Annotated in this window: 18 protein-coding genes; 9 read left to right on the top strand and 9 right to left on the bottom strand. The window is 28.4% G+C overall.

The window, feature by feature from the left end:
* Nucleotides 1-103: 103 nt before the first annotated feature.
* The 4 genes from E6771_RS03235 to E6771_RS03220 all read right to left on the bottom strand — a co-directional run bounded on the left by E6771_RS03235 (nucleotide 104) and on the right by E6771_RS03220 (nucleotide 2294).
* Nucleotides 104-445, bottom strand: coding sequence for a histidine triad nucleotide-binding protein (locus E6771_RS03235; RefSeq protein WP_316089646.1), 342 nt, complete (start codon nucleotides 443-445; stop codon nucleotides 104-106).
* 44 nt (nucleotides 446-489) lie between these two features.
* Entirely contained in the window at nucleotides 490-921 is a 432-nt protein-coding gene (rpiB, locus tag E6771_RS03230; RefSeq protein WP_316089645.1) for a ribose 5-phosphate isomerase B, read from the bottom strand.
* Between the two features lie 84 nt (nucleotides 922-1005).
* The gene (locus tag E6771_RS03225) at nucleotides 1006-1491 is read right to left on the bottom strand and encodes a peptidylprolyl isomerase (protein ID WP_316089644.1); all 486 of its coding nucleotides are present in this window, start codon (nucleotides 1489-1491) and stop codon (nucleotides 1006-1008) included.
* A 215-nt stretch (nucleotides 1492-1706) separates the two neighbouring features.
* On the bottom strand, nucleotides 1707-2294 hold the full coding sequence (locus E6771_RS03220) for a DJ-1/PfpI family protein (protein ID WP_316089643.1): 588 nt from the start codon (nucleotides 2292-2294) through the stop codon (nucleotides 1707-1709).
* 154 nt (nucleotides 2295-2448) lie between these two features.
* Here E6771_RS03220 and E6771_RS03215 point away from each other — a divergent pair, with 154 nt between their 5' ends.
* The 9 genes from E6771_RS03215 (at nucleotide 2449) to E6771_RS03175 (ending at nucleotide 12680) form a co-directional block, all read left to right on the top strand.
* Nucleotides 2449-4797: an aminotransferase class I/II-fold pyridoxal phosphate-dependent enzyme gene (locus E6771_RS03215; protein ID WP_316089642.1), complete on the top strand. Its 2349-nt coding sequence runs from the start codon at nucleotides 2449-2451 to the stop codon at nucleotides 4795-4797.
* A 116-nt stretch (nucleotides 4798-4913) separates the two neighbouring features.
* Nucleotides 4914-5675, top strand: a complete 762-nt coding sequence (locus E6771_RS03210; protein WP_316089641.1) for a WG repeat-containing protein — start codon at nucleotides 4914-4916, stop codon at nucleotides 5673-5675.
* 48 nt (nucleotides 5676-5723) lie between these two features.
* The gene (locus tag E6771_RS03205) at nucleotides 5724-6566 is read left to right on the top strand and encodes a mechanosensitive ion channel family protein (protein ID WP_316089640.1); all 843 of its coding nucleotides are present in this window, start codon (nucleotides 5724-5726) and stop codon (nucleotides 6564-6566) included.
* Between the two features lie 7 nt (nucleotides 6567-6573).
* Nucleotides 6574-7434 carry a YitT family protein gene (locus E6771_RS03200; protein WP_316089639.1) on the top strand — a complete coding sequence of 287 codons (861 nt, stop codon included), beginning with the start codon at nucleotides 6574-6576 and terminating at the stop codon, nucleotides 7432-7434.
* A 121-nt stretch (nucleotides 7435-7555) separates the two neighbouring features.
* Complete coding sequence (locus E6771_RS03195; RefSeq protein WP_316089638.1) at nucleotides 7556-9769, top strand: tetratricopeptide repeat protein; 2214 nt, start codon at nucleotides 7556-7558, stop codon at nucleotides 9767-9769.
* 71 nt (nucleotides 9770-9840) lie between these two features.
* Nucleotides 9841-9993, top strand: a complete 153-nt coding sequence (locus E6771_RS03190; protein WP_316089637.1) for a hypothetical protein — start codon at nucleotides 9841-9843, stop codon at nucleotides 9991-9993.
* A 105-nt stretch (nucleotides 9994-10098) separates the two neighbouring features.
* Nucleotides 10099-10902, top strand: coding sequence for a hypothetical protein (locus tag E6771_RS03185; protein WP_316089636.1), 804 nt, complete (start codon nucleotides 10099-10101; stop codon nucleotides 10900-10902).
* Nucleotides 10895-11725 (top strand): ABC-2 family transporter protein, encoded by an 831-nt coding sequence (locus E6771_RS03180; RefSeq protein ID WP_316089635.1) that lies wholly within the window; start codon nucleotides 10895-10897, stop codon nucleotides 11723-11725. Before E6771_RS03185 ends, E6771_RS03180 begins: the two co-directional genes overlap by 8 nt.
* Complete coding sequence (locus tag E6771_RS03175) at nucleotides 11679-12680, top strand: ATP-binding cassette domain-containing protein (RefSeq protein WP_316089633.1); 1002 nt, start codon at nucleotides 11679-11681, stop codon at nucleotides 12678-12680. The genes E6771_RS03180 and E6771_RS03175 overlap by 47 nt, the downstream gene beginning before the upstream one ends.
* A gap of 31 nt (nucleotides 12681-12711) precedes the next feature.
* Here E6771_RS03175 and E6771_RS03170 read toward each other — a convergent pair whose 3' ends face one another.
* The 5 genes from E6771_RS03170 to E6771_RS03150 all read right to left on the bottom strand — a co-directional run bounded on the left by E6771_RS03170 (nucleotide 12712) and on the right by E6771_RS03150 (nucleotide 16824).
* Nucleotides 12712-13365, bottom strand: a complete 654-nt coding sequence (locus E6771_RS03170; RefSeq protein ID WP_316089632.1) for an amino acid ABC transporter ATP-binding protein — start codon at nucleotides 13363-13365, stop codon at nucleotides 12712-12714.
* Between the two features lies 1 nt (nucleotide 13366).
* Nucleotides 13367-13993: an amino acid ABC transporter permease gene (locus E6771_RS03165; protein WP_316089631.1), complete on the bottom strand. Its 627-nt coding sequence runs from the start codon at nucleotides 13991-13993 to the stop codon at nucleotides 13367-13369.
* Nucleotides 13994-14011: 18 nt separating this feature from the next.
* Nucleotides 14012-14782, bottom strand: a complete 771-nt coding sequence (locus tag E6771_RS03160) for an amino acid ABC transporter substrate-binding protein (RefSeq protein WP_316089630.1) — start codon at nucleotides 14780-14782, stop codon at nucleotides 14012-14014.
* A 325-nt stretch (nucleotides 14783-15107) separates the two neighbouring features.
* Nucleotides 15108-15674, bottom strand: coding sequence for a xanthine phosphoribosyltransferase (locus E6771_RS03155; protein WP_316089629.1), 567 nt, complete (start codon nucleotides 15672-15674; stop codon nucleotides 15108-15110).
* A gap of 541 nt (nucleotides 15675-16215) precedes the next feature.
* Complete coding sequence (locus E6771_RS03150; RefSeq protein ID WP_316089628.1) at nucleotides 16216-16824, bottom strand: sigma-70 family RNA polymerase sigma factor; 609 nt, start codon at nucleotides 16822-16824, stop codon at nucleotides 16216-16218.
* Between the last annotated feature and the right edge of the window lie 511 nt (nucleotides 16825-17335).

Genomic DNA, 17335 nt, shown 5'->3' with positions numbered 1-17335 from the left:
ATTAATATAATCACAGAAAAATATTATTAAAATATATTTAATTTTTTTAAAATAAAAAAACTGTTTCAAATCTATGAAACAGTCTCAATAATAAAATTAAATTTTAAGAAATCAGAGAACCTAAATTTTTTCCTCCAAGAAGATGAAAATGCAGGTGAAATACTTCCTGGCCACCATACTCATTACAGTTAGCTATAACTCTATAACCTTCTTGGTCGATTCCTAAGTCTTTAGCTATCTTTCCAATGGCAAGATACATATCTCCTATTATTTCTCTATCTTCAGGAGTTATATCATTTACAGTAGGAATTTCTTTTTTAGGTACTATCAAAATATGTATAGGTGCAGCAGGATTGATATCTTTGAAAGCCAAGACATTATCAGTTTCATAAATAATAGTTGCTGGAATTTCTCTATTTATTATTTTTGTAAAAATAGTAGCCATAAAATCATCTCCCAAATTTAATATAATTTATTATAAAATAAAATTTAGACATTTTCTATTTTGGTGATTCTTTTCTCATGTCTTCCACCTTGAAATTCAGTAGTAAGGAAAGTATCAACCATTTCAAGTGCAAGAATATCTCCAATAATTCTACCACCTAATGCAAGGATATTAGCGTTGTTATGTTCTCTAGTCAGTCTTGCCATAGTAGTATTAGTACAAAGAGCAGCTCTGATGCCAGTAACTTTATTAGCAGCAATAGAAATACCTATTCCAGTTCCACAGATAACTATTCCAAATTCAGCTTTTTTTTCAGCAACAGTATATCCTACAGCATGGCCAAATTCAGGATAATCAACAGAATCACTTGAATTTGTTCCAAGATCTAATACTTCATATCCATTTTTTATAAGATGTGTCTTTATTTTTTCTTTTAATTCAAATCCACCATGATCCGCACCCAAAGCGATTTTCATAATTGTTACACCTCCAAAATTAAAATATAAAAGAACAGGCTGGCAAAAATATCACTTTTAGTCAGCCTGTTGGATTGCTATTGATTAATCTTCAAAACCTTCAAAGTGAGGGTGCCCATGCTCTAATTCTTCTTCAGTAGCTTCTCTTACACCAGTTACTTCAACTTCAAATCTGATATTTTTACCAGCAAATGGATGATTTCCATCAGCTGTAACAACATCATCTTCAATAGCAGTAATTACATATTGCTGCTCAGTTCCGTCATCCATATCGGCTATGAATTCAAGTCCTTCATAAATATCATCAAACTCTTCAAAATCAGCTTTATCCATTTTATCAACAAGATCTTCATCATATTCTCCATATCCTTCTTCTGGAGTAAGAGTCATAATAGTTTTAAATCCTTTTTCTTGTCCTTCTAAAGCTTCTTCAATTTTAGGAACAAAATTTCCTAATCCATGGATATAGAAAAATGGTCCAACTTCTTGTGTATCCTCTAAAAGTTCATTTGTATCATTATCATAAACTTTAAATTCTAATGTTACTACATTGCTTTCAGCAATTTTCATAAAAAACTCACCTCTTTAAAATAATTTTTTCTAAAAGTCTTCATATAAATAAGAATACCACAATTTCTAATAAATTTCATCAATTTTTTTTAATAATAGAATAATATAGAATATATTGTGGTAACTAAAAGCAAAAATATATAAAAATTTTTTAGTATAAAATAATTTTAAAGGATTTCTTTATATAATTTGGTAGGTTAAAAGTATCAGAGAAACTAAAATCCCATATTGTATTTTACCATTTCCATATTTTCTTTAGAAGTTAATTTTTCAAGGAGAATAAATGCTGTCTCTAAAGCATTTTTGGGAGCAGATGAAGTAATAATATTGTCATCAATTACAATTTCTTCTCTTATAGGAATTGCTCCAAAGTTTGAAAGCTGTTTAAAATATCTGTCATTATCCAAAAGATAAGTAGTAGCTTTTCTATTTTTGAGAATTCCGCTTTCCCCCAGGGGGATAACACCAGTACAGACACCAATTATTATTTTATTTCTGTTATAAAAGTTTTGAATAATATTATGGAATTCTTTATTTTTCATATCATTAAAAAAACCTGCTTTACCAAATCCCCCAGGAATTACTAAAGCATCATATTCTTTTAAATTTAATTTTGTGTTTTTTAAATTTATTTCTGGCAAAAGACTAACATTCCATGTACAATTAATTATATTATGGAAACTGCAAGTGGTAATAAGAGTGTCCTTTTTTCCTACAATCATATTCCAGCCGAAGACATCAATAAATGAGGATACTTCAAGAATTTCAACTCCCTGTGAAATAAGTAACAGTATGTTTTTCATAATTTTCTCCTAAAAAAATAAATTATATTGACTAATTAGATAAAAAGCTTTACAATACATCGTATTTAACTTTTTATGTAAATATGTTATTTTCAACATTATATTACAAAAAAGAATAAATATCTATAACAAAAAAATTACTAAAGGAGGTAAGATGTCAAAGCTAGACCAAAATAAGACTCCGCTATTCTCTGTGTTGAAAGATGAATATGTTGGAAGAGATATTCTTCCATTTCATGTACCTGGTCACAAGAGAGGAAAAGGAGTAGACAAAGAATTTTATGATTTCATGGGGAATGGGCCTTTCTCCATAGATGTAACTATTTTTAAGATGGTAGATGGACTACATCAGCCAAAAAGCTGTATAAAAGAAGCTCAGGAATTGGCAGCAGATGCTTATGGTGTTAAGAAAAGCTTTTTCGCAGTAAATGGAACTTCTGGTGCTATTCAAGCAATGATTATGTCTGTTATGAAAGCTGGAGATAAGATATTAGTACCAAGAAATGTACATAAATCAGTTTCAGCTGGTATCATATTAAGCGGTTCTGAACCTATTTATATGAATCCAGAAGTTGATGAAGAGTTAGGAATAGCCCATGGTGTCAGACCTCAAGCAGTAGAAAATATGCTGAAACAGCATCCAGATATAAAGGCAGTATTAATCATAAATCCCACATACTATGGAGTAGCAACTGATATAAAAAAAATCGCTGATATAGTTCATAGTTATGATATTCCTCTTATAGTAGATGAAGCACATGGACCTCATCTTCACTTTCATGATGAACTACCACTTTCAGCAGTAGATGTAGGAGCAGATATATGTGCTCAAAGTACACATAAAATAATTGGAGCAATGACTCAAATGTCACTTTTGCATGTAAATTCTGATAGAATTGATACAAATAGAGTACAGCAAATATTAAGTCTTTTGCATACAACATCACCTTCTTATCCATTGATGGCTTCATTGGATTGTGCAAGAAGACAGATAGCAACAGAAGGATATGAACTTTTAGATAGAACTATAAAATTAGCTAAGAGATTTAGAAATGAAGTTAACAGAATTCCAGGTATGTTCTGCTTTGGAGATGAAATAGTAGGAAAGGAAGGTATTTTTGCTTTCGACCCAACAAAAGTTACTGTTACAGCAAAAGAATTAGGACTTACAGGATTTGAATTAGAAACTCTCCTTGTAGATGATTATAATATACAGGTAGAACTTTCAGATTTTTATAATGTATTAGGACTTATTACAATTGGAGATACAGATGAAAGTATAGATAAGTTTATAGCTGCTTTAAAATCAATAAGTGAAAGATTCTATGGAAAAGTTACAAAAGTAAAGAGAAGCTTTATAAAAATGCCAACTATTCCAGAACAGGTATTAATACCAAGGGAAGCTTTTTACAGTGACAAGAATACTATACTTTTTGAAGAAAGTGCAGGAAAAATCTGTGGAGAAATGATAATGGCTTATCCTCCTGGAATACCTATTATAACTCCTGGTGAAAGAATAACAGAAGAAATAATTGATTATATAAGAGATTTAAAAGAAGCTAAACTCCATATTCAAGGAATGGCTGATCCTGAACTTATAAATATTAATGTAATTGAAGAGGAAGATGCTATTTATTTATATACAGAAAAAATGAAGAGTATGATGTTTGGTGTTCCAATGAATCTTGGAGCAAACAAAGCTGGAATTGAATTTGGACCTGATACACTTTGTGAGTACTACCCAGATACATTTGATGAAATGGAAATCATAGAAGTTGAAAAGCAAAAGGAAAACTTCAATGAATGGAATCTTAAATATAAAAACACTATTCTTAACACTTGTGAAAGACTTGCAGCATCTGTAAATGAAGCTGTTAGAGATGGATATAGACCAATTGTAATAGGTGGAGATCATTCTATAGCACTTGGAAGTATATCTGGAGTATCACTAGAAAAAGAAATAGGGGTAATATGGATAGACGCCCATGGAGATATGAATACTGATGAATCAACTATAACAGGGAATATTCATGGAATGCCTCTTGCACTATTGCAAGGAGCAGGAGATAGAGATTTAGTAAACTGTTTCTATGAAGGAGCTAAAATTGATAGTAAAAATGTAGTTATACTTGGAGCTAGAGATTTAGACTTTAAAGAAAGAGAGATAATAGATCAGCTTGGAGTAAAAGTTATTTATCATGATGAAGTTCTCCAAAAAGGATTGGAAAATATCCTTGAAGAAATAAAAGACTATTTGAAAATTGATAATCTTCATATAAGTTTTGATGTTGACTCTGTAAATCCTGAAGTGGCTCCTGGAGTAAGTACACCAGTAAGAAATGGATTCACAACTGATGAAATATTTCAAACATTTAAGTATTTATTCAAAAATTATTTTATAACATCAGTTGATATAGTAGAATTTAATCCAGTAAATGATAAAAATGATAAGACACTTAAATTTGTAAATGAATTAACTGAATATGTAATAAATCCAGACTAATAATTTGGTATTTTTACGAGGTGATTAAAAATAAACTTTAATTGCCTCTTTTTTTTTCTAAAAATAAAGGTTATAATATATTAAAGGGCAAAGCACTTCTAACGGGAGGTACAGTTATGGTAAAATTATTTATTACTTTGATAATACTATCAACTACACTTTTTGGAAGAGATTTCATAAAAATAAATGATTATGTTGTAGAAGAGATTCCTATAAAAAGGAAATTGGAAAATCATAAAATAGTCAGAGTGGTAGAAGGGGATCTAGCTTCCATTGGATTATATGGAATAATAGATTCAAATAATAAATTCATTACTAAACCTAATAATATGCTCATAGCTATAAAAAGTAATTATATCTATCTTGTAGATATAGATTATCATGAAGGAATGATGACTAAAGATGGAAGATGGATAGGAAAAATGGGAAGTTATAATTATAAAGATAAAGAATCTCAAATGTACAGTGAATTAAATTATGAAGTTGAAAGAGATCTAATAATAATTTATAAGAAAGAAGGCAGAAAATTTTTATATGGCTATTTAAATTTTGATGGTAAAATTCAAATTCCAATGATATATGAAGAAGTAAATTTTTTTTCAGAAGATCTTGCAGCAGTTAAGTTTAATGGAAAATGGGGATATATAGATAAAAATGGTAAAAAAATTATAGAGTTTAAATATTCAAAAGCTGGTAATTTTAAGAATGGAGAATCTTTAGTAAAATTAGATGGAAAAGAATTCAAAATAGATAAATCAGGAGATAGGAAGGTAATTAAAAGCTTTTTTAGAAATATAAAAGAAAATATAAGTGGCTTTTTTTACAGCATAAAACTTATGTTGACTTCTTTGTGGAGTGAAAAAATAAAAGAAAAATAGATTGTTTAAATTAATATCTCGGGGAAAACATTATGAGGAGATGTTAAAATGAACTTTTTTGCAACAATCACTTCTTTAGAAAATAAAGATGGAGAAAAAATATTTAAAGTTATTTTAAATGATACTTTGATTTTTTTTGTTAAACTACTAGTATTTTTACTTATTATATATATTGGTAAAAAAATTACTCAAATAATATTAAAATATATTGAGAAGATATCAAAAGATAAAATTGATCCTGGAGCAAAACAATTCAGTAAGTCCTTTATTAAACTAGGATTATATATTATATTTTTTCTATTTGGACTTCTTGTATTTGGATTTAAAGAACAATCTATTATAACAATGATAAGTGCAGTAGGTCTTGGAATAGGTATTTCACTCAAAGGATTTCTTTCCAATTTTGCAGGAGGAGTGGTAATATTATTTACAAGACCTTTTACTGTAGGAGAATATATTGAAGTAAATGGAGCTTTTGGAGAAGTATATAAAATAGATGTATTTTCAACTCATATAAATACATTAGACAGTAAAAGGGTAATAATTCCAAATAATGTTATGATAAACAGTAATGTAATTAATCATGACGCAAATGAATACAGAAGAATAAAACTCACTGTACCAGTAGCTTATGAGTGTGATCAGAATAGAGCTGTTGAAGTTCTGAAGAGAATAAGTAAAACTTTTGATGGACTGGAAAGTGAAAGAAAAAGTTTTATCAATATAATGAGTTATGGAGATTCTTCAGTAAATATTTATTTTATAGTATGGACAAAAAGGGAATATTATTATAGTGTAAGAAGTAAACTTATGGCTTATATTATTAAGATTTTTAATGAAGAAAATATAGAAATTCCATATAATAAACTAGAAGTAAATTTAAAAAATTAGAATAGAGGTGAGTAACATAGAAAAAAAAGTTTTAAGATTTTTAAGAGATTATTTTTTTATAACATTAGGATGTTTTTTATATGCTTTTGCAGTAAATTATTTTTATGTAAGCAATCATTTAGCTGAGGGGGGAGTTACAGGGATAGCTCTTATTATTTTCTATTTATTTAAAACTCCTGTAGGAACAACTTATTTTGTAATAAATATTCCAATATTAATAATAGGATGGAGGATGCTTGGAAAAAATTTTATAATAAAAACTCTTTATGGAACTGCTATGATGTCTTTTGCTTTAGGCTTTACCTCAAGATTTAATGGGGCTACAGATGATGTACTCTTAGCTTCTCTTTATGGTGGTTTTATAGGAGGAATTGGGTTAGGAATAATATTTATGTCTGGAGGTTCTACTGGGGGAACAGATATAATAGCTAGAATAATGACAAAATATAGAGGAATATCTGTAGGAAGAGCTATGCTTATACTAGATGTAGTAGTGCTTTCAGCAGTAGGATTTTTATTTGGAAAAGAAATATTTATGTATACTTTAATAGCTGCCATGGTATTTACTAAGACTATAGATTTTATACAGGAAGGGCTTGATAAGGCAAAAGCTGTAACTATAATTTCCAGAAAAGCAGAGGAATTGAGAATCAAGCTTATGGATGAAACTGGAAGAGGAGTAACTATATTAGATGGGTCAGGAGGATATACAAGAAATTCTTTTGATATAATATATTGTGTTGTAAGCAAATTTCAGATAGTAAAATTAAAAAGAATAGTAAGAGATACTGATCCAGAAGCTTTTCTTACAATAACTGATGTATCAGAAGTTTTAGGTGAGGGATTTAAAGAACTTAATAATGAATAAAGATAAAAAATATATCTGCACCTGAAAATTGACATATTGAAAAGTATAGTTGATTGTATATAAAGCATGATTTATGGTAAAATAAAATATGCCGAATACAATTCATTCAAGGAGGAATTAGATGAGTAAAGAATTAAAAGAAAAAATAACACTTCTTAATGATGAAGAAAAATATCAGGAAATTGTAGATATGGTTCTTGCAATAGAAGAAAAAGACAGAGATTTTGAAATTATATCAGAATGGGGAAGAGCAGAAAATAATTTAGGAAATTATAATAAAGCTTTAGAAATACTCTTTTCTATCAAAGAGAAAGGAAAAGAAGATTCCCTATGGAATTATAGGGTAGGATATGCTTACAGTGGTTTGGAAAATTATGAAAAAGCAGCTGAATATTTTGAGAAATCGAAAAATTTAGATCCTGATTATGCATGGACATATTTTGAACTTGGTTGGAATCTCCAAAGAATAGAAAAAAATGAAGAAGCATTAGTCGCTTTAAAAAAGGCTGTAGAATTAGAGCCAGAAAATACTTTTGCTCTTGCTGAAATAGGAGACATATATGAAAAATTAGATAATTATGAAAGTGCACTAGAATATTTTAAAAAGGCTGAAGAGTTTGGAAGAGATGACTACTGGGTAATTACACACATAGGATGGTGTTTAAATCAATTAGATAAAGATGGAGAAGCACTAGAATATTATATGAAAGCTCTGAAAGGAGAAGAAGATAATATATGGCTTTTATCACAGATTGGTGTAACATTTGGAGCCATAAAAAAATATGAAGAGGGAATAGAATATTTAAAGAAAGCTGAAGAATTAGGAAGAAATGATGTATGGCTGAATTCAGAATTAGGGTGGCAGCTAGCAAGAATAGAAAAGCATGAGGATGCAATAGAATATTTTAAGAAGGCTGAAGAATTAGGCAGAAGTGATGCATGGCTTTATAATCAATTAGGATGGAATCTTGGAGTTTTAGATAAATATGAAGAAGAGTTGGAATATCTTTATAAATCTAAGAAAATATCAGAAGATGATGTATGGCTTGAATCTGAAATAGGCTGGACTTTAAGAAACATGTCAAAATCAGAAGAAGCTTTAGAGTATTTAAAGAAAGCAAAAGAATTAGGAAGAGATGATGCATGGATTCATTTAGAAATGGGATTATCTTTGGGAGATTTAGGAAGAAATGAAGAAGCGCTGGCAGAATTAAAAAAAGCAGAGGAAAATGGAGATGAGAGTATTCGTCTTTACTCTACTATAGCATGGAATTTAGGGCAGTTAAACAAAAATGAAGAAGCTTTAAAACATTTAGAAAAAGTAGAAGAATTAGGAAGAAATGATATATGGTTATATTCAGAAATGGGTTGGAATTTAGATGCAGTAGGAAGAACTGAAGAAGGTGAGAAATATCTTCAAAAAGCTATTGAAATGGGAAGAAATGACTCATGGATATATTCTGAAATAGGATACAGTCTTTCAAGAAATCAAAAAGTAGAAGAAGGAATAGAATATTATCTTAAAGCAAAAGAATTAGGCAGAAATGATGTATGGCTTAACTCAGAAATAGCTTGGTCATATGATGTTATTGGAAAATATGAAGAAGCACTTTCATATCTTGAAACAACTGAGAAATTAGGAAGAGATGATATATGGCTGAATTGTGAATTCGCTATTTGTCTAGGAAGAACTGGAAAAAGTGAAGAAGCAATAGCTAGGTTATTTAAAGCTCAAGAATTAGGAAGAGAAGATGACTGGTTATATTCAGAAATAGCTTACAATTATGGAAGACTGGATAGAGCAGAAGAAGCTTTGATTTATCTGGATAAAGCAGAGAAATTAGGAAGAGAAGATACTTGGCTGTATTCAGAAATAGGCTGGAACTTAGGAACTTTAGAAAAATATGAAGAGGGATTAAAATATTTTGAAAAAGTAATAGAAATGGGAAGAAATGATGAATGGATTTATTCACAGATAGGATGGACTCTTGCTAAATTAGGGAGAAATCAAGAAGCAGCAGAAAATTTTAAAAAAGCAATTGAATTTAATCCTTATGACAGCTGGATAGAATATAATCTAGGAAGAGTTCTAAGAAAATGTGGAAAATTTGTTGAAGCCATGGAACATATAAAAAAATCTGCCGAAATGGGTGGCTATGAAGGATGGACAGATCTAGAATTAGCTTGGGATTATGCTGAAATAGATGAAAAAGAAATAGCAAAAGAATATTTAGGAAATGTAGAAAAATATCTAGATATAAATTCTGATGCTGTTAAAGAGGATTATAATATAGTTAAATCATTGATAAATGCTATGCCAGTGATGTTTTCCTAAAATATAAAGATTGACATGGAGATTTTTTAATGATAATATAAAATTAAATTTTAATAATGGAGGTGAAACACATGACAAATTCAATATTTAAAAATAGTTTAACTTGGAAAAATATTGGTGAAGTCTCAGCTCAAAATGGGAAAATAGCACTTTATGTGTATAAGTCTGTCCAATTTACGGCAAATAATGTGTTTTCACTAAGGAAAAAGATAGAAAAGTCATAAAAATTTTAAAATTTTATGATATTTTTAAAGTTATATCTAAATCCGGGAACGCATTGTCGTATCCCGGTTTTTTTATGCCCAAATTTTAAGAAAGGAATTAAATTTATGAAATATAAAGTTTTAAAATCTTGTTATGCAACTATAATAATGAGTGCAAAACAAGTATTTGATGGAAATATATTAACAATCACTGGAGAATATTTTATAAAGTTTATACAGTTTATTATGCTTACTTTAATCTGGAAATCTCTGGCAAAAGATGGAAAAAGTTTTGATGGAGTGGAGCTATCACAAATACTTACATATTCATTAATGTCTTCTATTTTAAAACCACAGTTGGATATTGTAACACCAGCAACTTCTGCACTCTGGGAAGGCTCTATTATTGGAAGATATACTAGACCAATGTCTGTAATAATAAGTCTTATTGCAGAAACAATTGGAAGATATTGGATACCTGTATTTTTATTTTATGGACTACCTTTATGGGTATTATCTCCATTATTGGGGATAAATCCATTTCCTGTTTCATTTTTTAATGGAATACTGGCATTTATAAGTCTAATATTAAGTATATCCTTAGGTTTTGCATTGGATTTATTATTTGCTTCCTTTGCAATAAGATTAAAAAATGGATGCTGGGCTGCAACACGAGCAAGAGAAAGTATATATTCTTTGCTTTCTGGGGCTCTAATTCCCTTTATATTCTTTCCATGGGGGTTGGGAAAAGTATTTACACTGCTTCCATTTGGTTCTATTGGAAATGCTCCATTAACAATATATACAGGTATAGAAAATGAAACTATAAAAATAATAGGAATACAGATATTCTGGAATATCGTTTTATGGATAGCTGGAATAAAAATTTTTATAAAAAGTGAAGAGAGGATGATTTCATTTGGTGGATAAAATAAAAACTTTAATAAGAATGTTTAAAATATATGGAAAGATGGATTTATTATGGTTTTTAAGAGATACTAAATATTGCTTGATGTATATATTTTCTGACATGATATCAACATTGGCAGTTGTGGTGGGAGTGTTTCTTTTAGCAGTAAAATTTGATGGTATTGGAGGAATGACTGAAAAAGAGATAATATTTATGTTAGGATATTCTGTACTGGTAGAAGGCATATTTGCATTGTTTTTCATAAGTAATAATGCAGGGCAAATAAGCAGAACAATAGGAAGAGGACAGATGGATCATAAAATGATACAACCGCTCCCAGTATGGATACAGTTAGCAACAGAAGGATTTTCCCCTGTATCTGGAAATGGAGTATTATTTTGTGGTGTGGGATTAGTCTGTTATTCAATTTCTTCTTCTAAAATAAGTTTTTCTGGCATATGGGTAGTAATGCTTTTAGTAAATTTAGCAGCCTCTTGTACTATAATGATATGTACAATATACATATTATCCTGTACAGCTTTTTATGCTCCAGCTGCAGCAGAAGAAATAGCATCAGTTGGAACTGAAATGTTTGAATCATTAAAAAACTATCCACTTGGAGGAATGAGTAAATCAACACAGATTTTCTTTTGTTCACTGATACCAGTTGGAATGATAGCATGGTTACCAAGCAGAATACTTTTAGGTAAATTTAATATTATGATATTTATGATAATAATAGCAGCAATGTTTCTTATTTTAGCTGTATTAGTTTTTAAAAAGGGGATGAGATATTATGCAAAATATGGTTCACCAAGATATTCCAGCTTTGGTCATAGATGATGTAAGTAAAATATATGTACAGTGGCAAAGGAGTGGAAAAATAAAGGATATAATAAAAAATCTTTTTTCACCAGAAAGAAAAGAGATAAAAGCTTTAGATAGATTGTCTTTTAAAGTATCACCAGGAGAATTTTTGGCTTATGCTGGGGCAAATGGAGCTGGTAAAAGTACTACAATAAAAATACTTTCAGGAATATTACAACCAACTAGTGGAAATATTTCAGTATTAGGAATGTCACCTGTGAAAGAACGAATAAAGCTTATGGAAAATATAGGAGTGCTATTTGGTCAAAGGACAGAACTCTGGTGGGATCATCCTGTAATAACGAGTTATGAATGGAAAAAATCTGTATGGAATATACCACAAGATATTTTTGATGAAAATCTTGCTATGGTTATTGAACTTTTGGACTTATCTGACATATTGAAAACATTTGCAAGAGAACTTAGTTTAGGTCAACGTATGAGAGCTGATTTAGGAATGCTGCTTCTGCATAATCCTAAAATAATATTTTTAGATGAGCCAACATTAGGGCTTGATGTTCTTGCAAAGAAAAAAATGATAAATTTTTTAAAAAAATTAAATAAGGAGAAAGGGGTAACAATAATTGTAACAAGTCATGATATGGATGATTTGGAAGAGATGGCAGAAAGAATAATATTGCTCTCTAAAGGACAGATAGCTTTTGATGGAAAATTTGAAGAATTGAGAAAAGTACAGAATAATTCTTCTAGATTGATTATAACCTCAAGCGGTGAAGCTCCAATTTTAGATGAAATGGAACTTATAATTACAGAAGAAGGAAAACATAGTTACAAGTTTGATAAAGAAAGAATTAAAATAAATGAAATTTTTAAAAAACTTTCTCAATATCCAGAAATTATTGATATAGAAATAATAAAAGCACCAATAGAAGACATAATAGCTGATTTATATAACAGCTGGAAAAAATAATTCTAAAATAGAAAAAGGCAGGTATTCCATATTAGGAAACCTGTCTCTTCTTTTTATTCACTACTATATCTTTTATATTTCCATTTTCCATAACAACTATTCTATCAGAAATTTGATTAACAAAATCTATTTCATGGCTTACTATTATCATGGTTATATTACTTGATTCTCTAAGCTGTTCAATAACATTCAATACTTCTTTTACCATATCAGGATCAAGAGCAGATGTAGGTTCATCAAAAAGCAAAACTTCTGGATTTCTTGCTAAAGCTCTGGCAATAGCTACTCTTTGTTTTTGACCTCCAGAAAGAGCTTTAGGATAAAAATCAGCTCTATCTTTAAGTCCAACTTTTTCTAAAAGATCATAGGCTATTTTCTTTGCTTCAGATTTATCCATTTTATCTACAATTATCAGTGACTCCATTATATTTTGAATTGCTGTTTTATGAGGAAAAAGATTAAAAGATTGAAAAACCATTCCCATTTTCTTTTTATCAGGAACTTTTATATCTCCAGAATCTATTTCCTCCAACCCAATAAGACATCTGAGAAGGGTAGATTTTCCACCACCAGATGGACCTATAATAGAAACAACTTCTCCTTTTTCTATATCAAGATTGATATTTTTAAGTATTATATCTCCTTCTAAATACTGTTTAGATAAATTATTAACTTGGATAATCATATTATATCATCACCTTTTTTTCCATTTTTTTAAAGAATAAAACAACTATTGTAGAAAGCCCTAAATAAACAACTGCACATATAAAAAATGGTGTTATTGAGAAATCACGAGTAACAATTTCTCTTGAATTTCTTAATATTTCAGCCATTCCAATAGCAGAAACTAATGAAGTATCTTTAATAAGAGAGATAGCTTCATTAGATAATGGTGGAAGTGCTGTAATAAGAGCTTGTGGAATTATTATTCTAATCATAGTCTGCCAGTACTTCATACCAAGTACTTTTGCAGCCTCATATTGTCCTGGATCAATTCCCAGAATGCTTCCTCTAAATATCTCACAGAAATAAGCTGTATAATTTATAACAAATGTAAGAGAAGCAGCAGCAAAAGGCGATAAAGTAATACCAACTACTGGAAGACCATAGTACACAAAGAAAAGCTGGAGTAGTAGAGGAGTTCCTCTAAATATCCATGTATACACTTGAATTATATTGCTTAATGTTGTATTTTTTGAAACTCTTCCTAGGGATAATAATATCCCTAGAGGAAGAGAGAAAAGCATAGTTACAATATATAAGTTAACAGTTAATTTCATACCTTTTAAAATAAATATTACATTTCCATCCATAAAGTTTTATTCTCCTTATTATTTAGTTGTTCCTAGCCATTTTAAAGAAATTTGATCAAATGTTCCATCTTTTTTCATTTCATCTAACAATCTATTGATTTCATCTAATAAGGCTTTATCTTGTTTTCTTAAAGCTACTGCAAAGTATTCATCAGATAGAGATTCTTCAGAAAAACTTAAAGTATTTTTCTTAGCATTATAATATTTTCCAGAGATGGCATCCATGACTACTGCATCTACTCTTCCAGCTTCAAGATCAAGAAGTGCTTCAACATTCGTTGCATATTTTTTGATTTCTTTAAGTTTTGGAGCAATAGCATTTCTTTCAACAGCCAATGATCCAGAACTTCCTAATTGAACTCCTACTACTTTTCCTTCTAATTCAGTGACCTTATTTATTTCAGCACCTTTTCTAGAAAAAATAATTTGACCATCTACAAGATATGGAGTAGAGAAAGCAGCCTGTTTACTTCTTTCTTCAGTTATTGTCATACCATTCCATACCATATCAATATTTTTACTTCTAAGATCAAAAATGATTCCATCCCATTCACAAGGTTTAAATCTTGCTTCAACACCCATTCTCTTAGCAACTTCTTTAGCAAGGTCAATATCAAATCCAACTATTTCCTCATTTTCGTCTCTGAATCCCATTGGAGCAAATGTAGCATCTAACCCAACTACAAAATATCCATCTTTTTTTACTTTTTCCAAAGAACCATCAGCTGCAAATAAACTAGTAGAAGCCAATACCATAATAACTAAAACCGCCATAAATAATTTTTTCATAAAGATCTCCCTCCATAATTATTAAATCAAAATTAAAATAAAAAAGCCATCTGACATAAGTATCCAGATGGCTTTAACTAAATTAGAAAGCATTAAGTTCCACCATAGATACAGACTCGTTTTTGAACTACAACATGAGTCTGTATCTATGAATCAAATTCACAAAGACAAACTCTTATCTATGATGATGATGTAATGTGTTTTTAAGAACTTTAGTAACTTTCATAATTATCTCCCTTTAAATTAAAATTTATTATGAACTTATAATACTCTCATAAAAAGAAAATGTCAATAGTTTTTTTTATAAAAACTTTTTTTTGTTAATTTATCTAAATTTGATAATGCCATTTTCAAGTGAATCAACAACAGCAAGAGCTTCAACTTTAACACCATTATCAGTCAATAATTTTTCACCTTGCTGAAATCCTTTTTCTACTGCTATACCAGCACCAATAACTTCAGCACCAGCAGACTCAACTAATGTTTTAAGCCCTAATACAGCATTTCCCATAGCTAGAAAATCATCTACAATAAGTATTTTATCATTAGGTGTTAAAAATTCTTTAGCTACACAAATTGTATAATCTTTATTTTTAGTGAATGAAAATACTCTGGCTGTATAAAATTCTCCCATCGTAGAAGGAATTTTCTTTTTAGCAAAAACAAGAGGTACATTAAAAGCATAAGCAGCAGCTAAACCTATTGCAATTCCAGAAGCTTCTATTGTAAGTATTTTATTAACTCCTTGATCTTCAAACCTTCTTTTGAATTCTTCTCCCATAGCCATCATTAAATTGGGATCTATCTGATGGTTTAAAAAACTATCTACTTTTAGAATATTCGTTCCAATGGCTTTGCCATTTTTCTCTATATATTCTTTTAATAATTTCATATAAAAATTCCTCCAACAAATTATTATTGCTTATTTAACAGTAAGTAACATATATAATAGCATATTTTCAAAAAAAATGTAATACAGATTTGATACATTTTAAAAAATATAGATTTAAAGAAGAATTTTAATGATATTTTTTATAAAAGTACTATTAAAATTTAATAAAAATATACTCACTTAACAAATATTCTATCACTACTAATGCTATTACCTCTCTGTAGATTTTTTATATATTATTTAAAAACTTATAAAAGCTATAGAAGTATTAGATAAATTTTTTTAGTGATAGAGATACAATGTTTTATGAATATATTAATTTTATTAAAATTTCTGAAATTTTTAAGAGTTAGAAATTATGTATATACGATTAGACTAGTAGAGTTTAAATGCTGAAGAGAAGATTTAAAAATTTAAAATAAAAAAAATATTATATAAGAAAATTTTTAATTCTATTTGTGTTCAAAAAATGCTGTTAAAATACGATCTAATTAAGGTATTCAATATAAAAAAGAGATATTCTTAAAAAATCTTTTTTACTTTAAATATCATAAGAATCATATTTTTTCATGTATGCTTTAGCTTTCCTTTTTATTCTTTGAATAGCATTATCAATAACTTTAGGACTTTTATTTGTTAATTTTGATATTTCTGTATAGGAAAGTTCTTTAAGTATGTATGTTAGTATTTCTTTCTCAGCCTTTGTTAAATTAGTTTCTAAAAAATTTTGTAATAATTCAGCTTTTTCTTTAGCTATTAATATTTCTTCTGGAGTATGGAATTGCTTACTGGGAAATATTTTATAGGTGAAACCTTCATACATATTTAACATATTTTTGGAAGAATTATTTATAGCTTCATTTAATATTTGCTGTTTGCTTGAATTAAATTTTTTAAAAGTAGCTATTAAATGATTTTTAATACAAACAACTGCATAAGTTATAAAAGAGGTATTTTTATTTCTCTTGTATGAATTAACAGCTTTTAGAAAACCAATATAAGCTTCTTGTAAAACATCTTCTTTTTCAGCACCATAAAAAAAGTATTTCTCAGCAGTAGAAAAAATAAGTTTCTCATATTTCTTTATAATTTTTTCAACAGCTCTTTGATTTCCTTTTCTTATTTTTTGGATTATATACCAATTTTCCATAATAACTTCCCCCAAGGATGTAATATTTAAAAAAAATTAGGTTTTTATTTAAGTTATACTTTTAAAAAACTAAATTCATTTTTTGAAACTATATTTTTTTTAAAAATTGTAGTTTATATAAACATGAGAATAATGGAAAAATAAAAAAAGAAATATTATGGTAAGTTTAAATTATTTTAAGAGTAAATTATTATTAATTGAATATTATTTTTATATTTAAAATACATATATGTTATTTTTAAAATTTTTATAATATAAAACTAACATATATGTATGTAATTTATTACTTCTATATTTTTTCTTTTTCAATAAAAAGTATTCTATCAAAAAAATGTCATTTTTATTGCTATTTTGTTCACTTTTTTTTAAAATTTAATCTTTTTGTTATATTTATTTTATATTGTTTAAAAATATACTTTTTGCTTTATAGAATATTATGCCTTCTTAGTAAGTTTTATTGTTTTCATTTTATTTATATTTTAAAAAATAATTTTGCCAAAAAAGGAATATC

This window comes from Fusobacterium sp. (assembly GCF_032477075.1).
Taxonomy (GTDB): Bacteria; Fusobacteriota; Fusobacteriia; order Fusobacteriales; family Fusobacteriaceae; genus Fusobacterium_A.
This window is presented reverse-complemented; position numbering and strand designations above follow the sequence as displayed.

Excerpts from the sequence above, each read along its gene's own strand:
- E6771_RS03150 (WP_316089628.1), bottom strand. The coding sequence starts at position 16,824 with ATGGAAAATTGGTATATAATCCAAAAAATAAGAAAAGGAAATCAAAGA.
- E6771_RS03160 (WP_316089630.1), bottom strand. The coding sequence starts at position 14,782 with ATGAAAAAATTATTTATGGCGGTTTTAGTTATTATGGTATTGGCTTCT.
- E6771_RS03225 (WP_316089644.1), bottom strand. The coding sequence starts at position 1,491 with ATGAAAATTGCTGAAAGCAATGTAGTAACATTAGAATTTAAAGTTTAT.
- E6771_RS03155 (WP_316089629.1), bottom strand. The coding sequence starts at position 15,674 with ATGAAATTATTAAAAGAATATATAGAGAAAAATGGCAAAGCCATTGGA.
- E6771_RS03195 (WP_316089638.1), top strand. The coding sequence starts at position 7,556 with ATGAGTAAAGAATTAAAAGAAAAAATAACACTTCTTAATGATGAAGAA.
- E6771_RS03170 (WP_316089632.1), bottom strand. The coding sequence starts at position 13,365 with ATGATTATCCAAGTTAATAATTTATCTAAACAGTATTTAGAAGGAGAT.
- rpiB (WP_316089645.1), bottom strand. The coding sequence starts at position 921 with ATGAAAATCGCTTTGGGTGCGGATCATGGTGGATTTGAATTAAAAGAA.
- E6771_RS03190 (WP_316089637.1), top strand. The coding sequence starts at position 9,841 with ATGACAAATTCAATATTTAAAAATAGTTTAACTTGGAAAAATATTGGT.
- E6771_RS03205 (WP_316089640.1), top strand. The coding sequence starts at position 5,724 with ATGAACTTTTTTGCAACAATCACTTCTTTAGAAAATAAAGATGGAGAA.
- E6771_RS03235 (WP_316089646.1), bottom strand. The coding sequence starts at position 445 with ATGGCTACTATTTTTACAAAAATAATAAATAGAGAAATTCCAGCAACT.
- E6771_RS03210 (WP_316089641.1), top strand. The coding sequence starts at position 4,914 with ATGGTAAAATTATTTATTACTTTGATAATACTATCAACTACACTTTTT.
- E6771_RS03165 (WP_316089631.1), bottom strand. The coding sequence starts at position 13,993 with ATGGATGGAAATGTAATATTTATTTTAAAAGGTATGAAATTAACTGTT.
- E6771_RS03220 (WP_316089643.1), bottom strand. The coding sequence starts at position 2,294 with ATGAAAAACATACTGTTACTTATTTCACAGGGAGTTGAAATTCTTGAA.
- E6771_RS03185 (WP_316089636.1), top strand. The coding sequence starts at position 10,099 with ATGAAATATAAAGTTTTAAAATCTTGTTATGCAACTATAATAATGAGT.
- E6771_RS03175 (WP_316089633.1), top strand. The coding sequence starts at position 11,679 with ATGCAAAATATGGTTCACCAAGATATTCCAGCTTTGGTCATAGATGAT.
- E6771_RS03215 (WP_316089642.1), top strand. The coding sequence starts at position 2,449 with ATGTCAAAGCTAGACCAAAATAAGACTCCGCTATTCTCTGTGTTGAAA.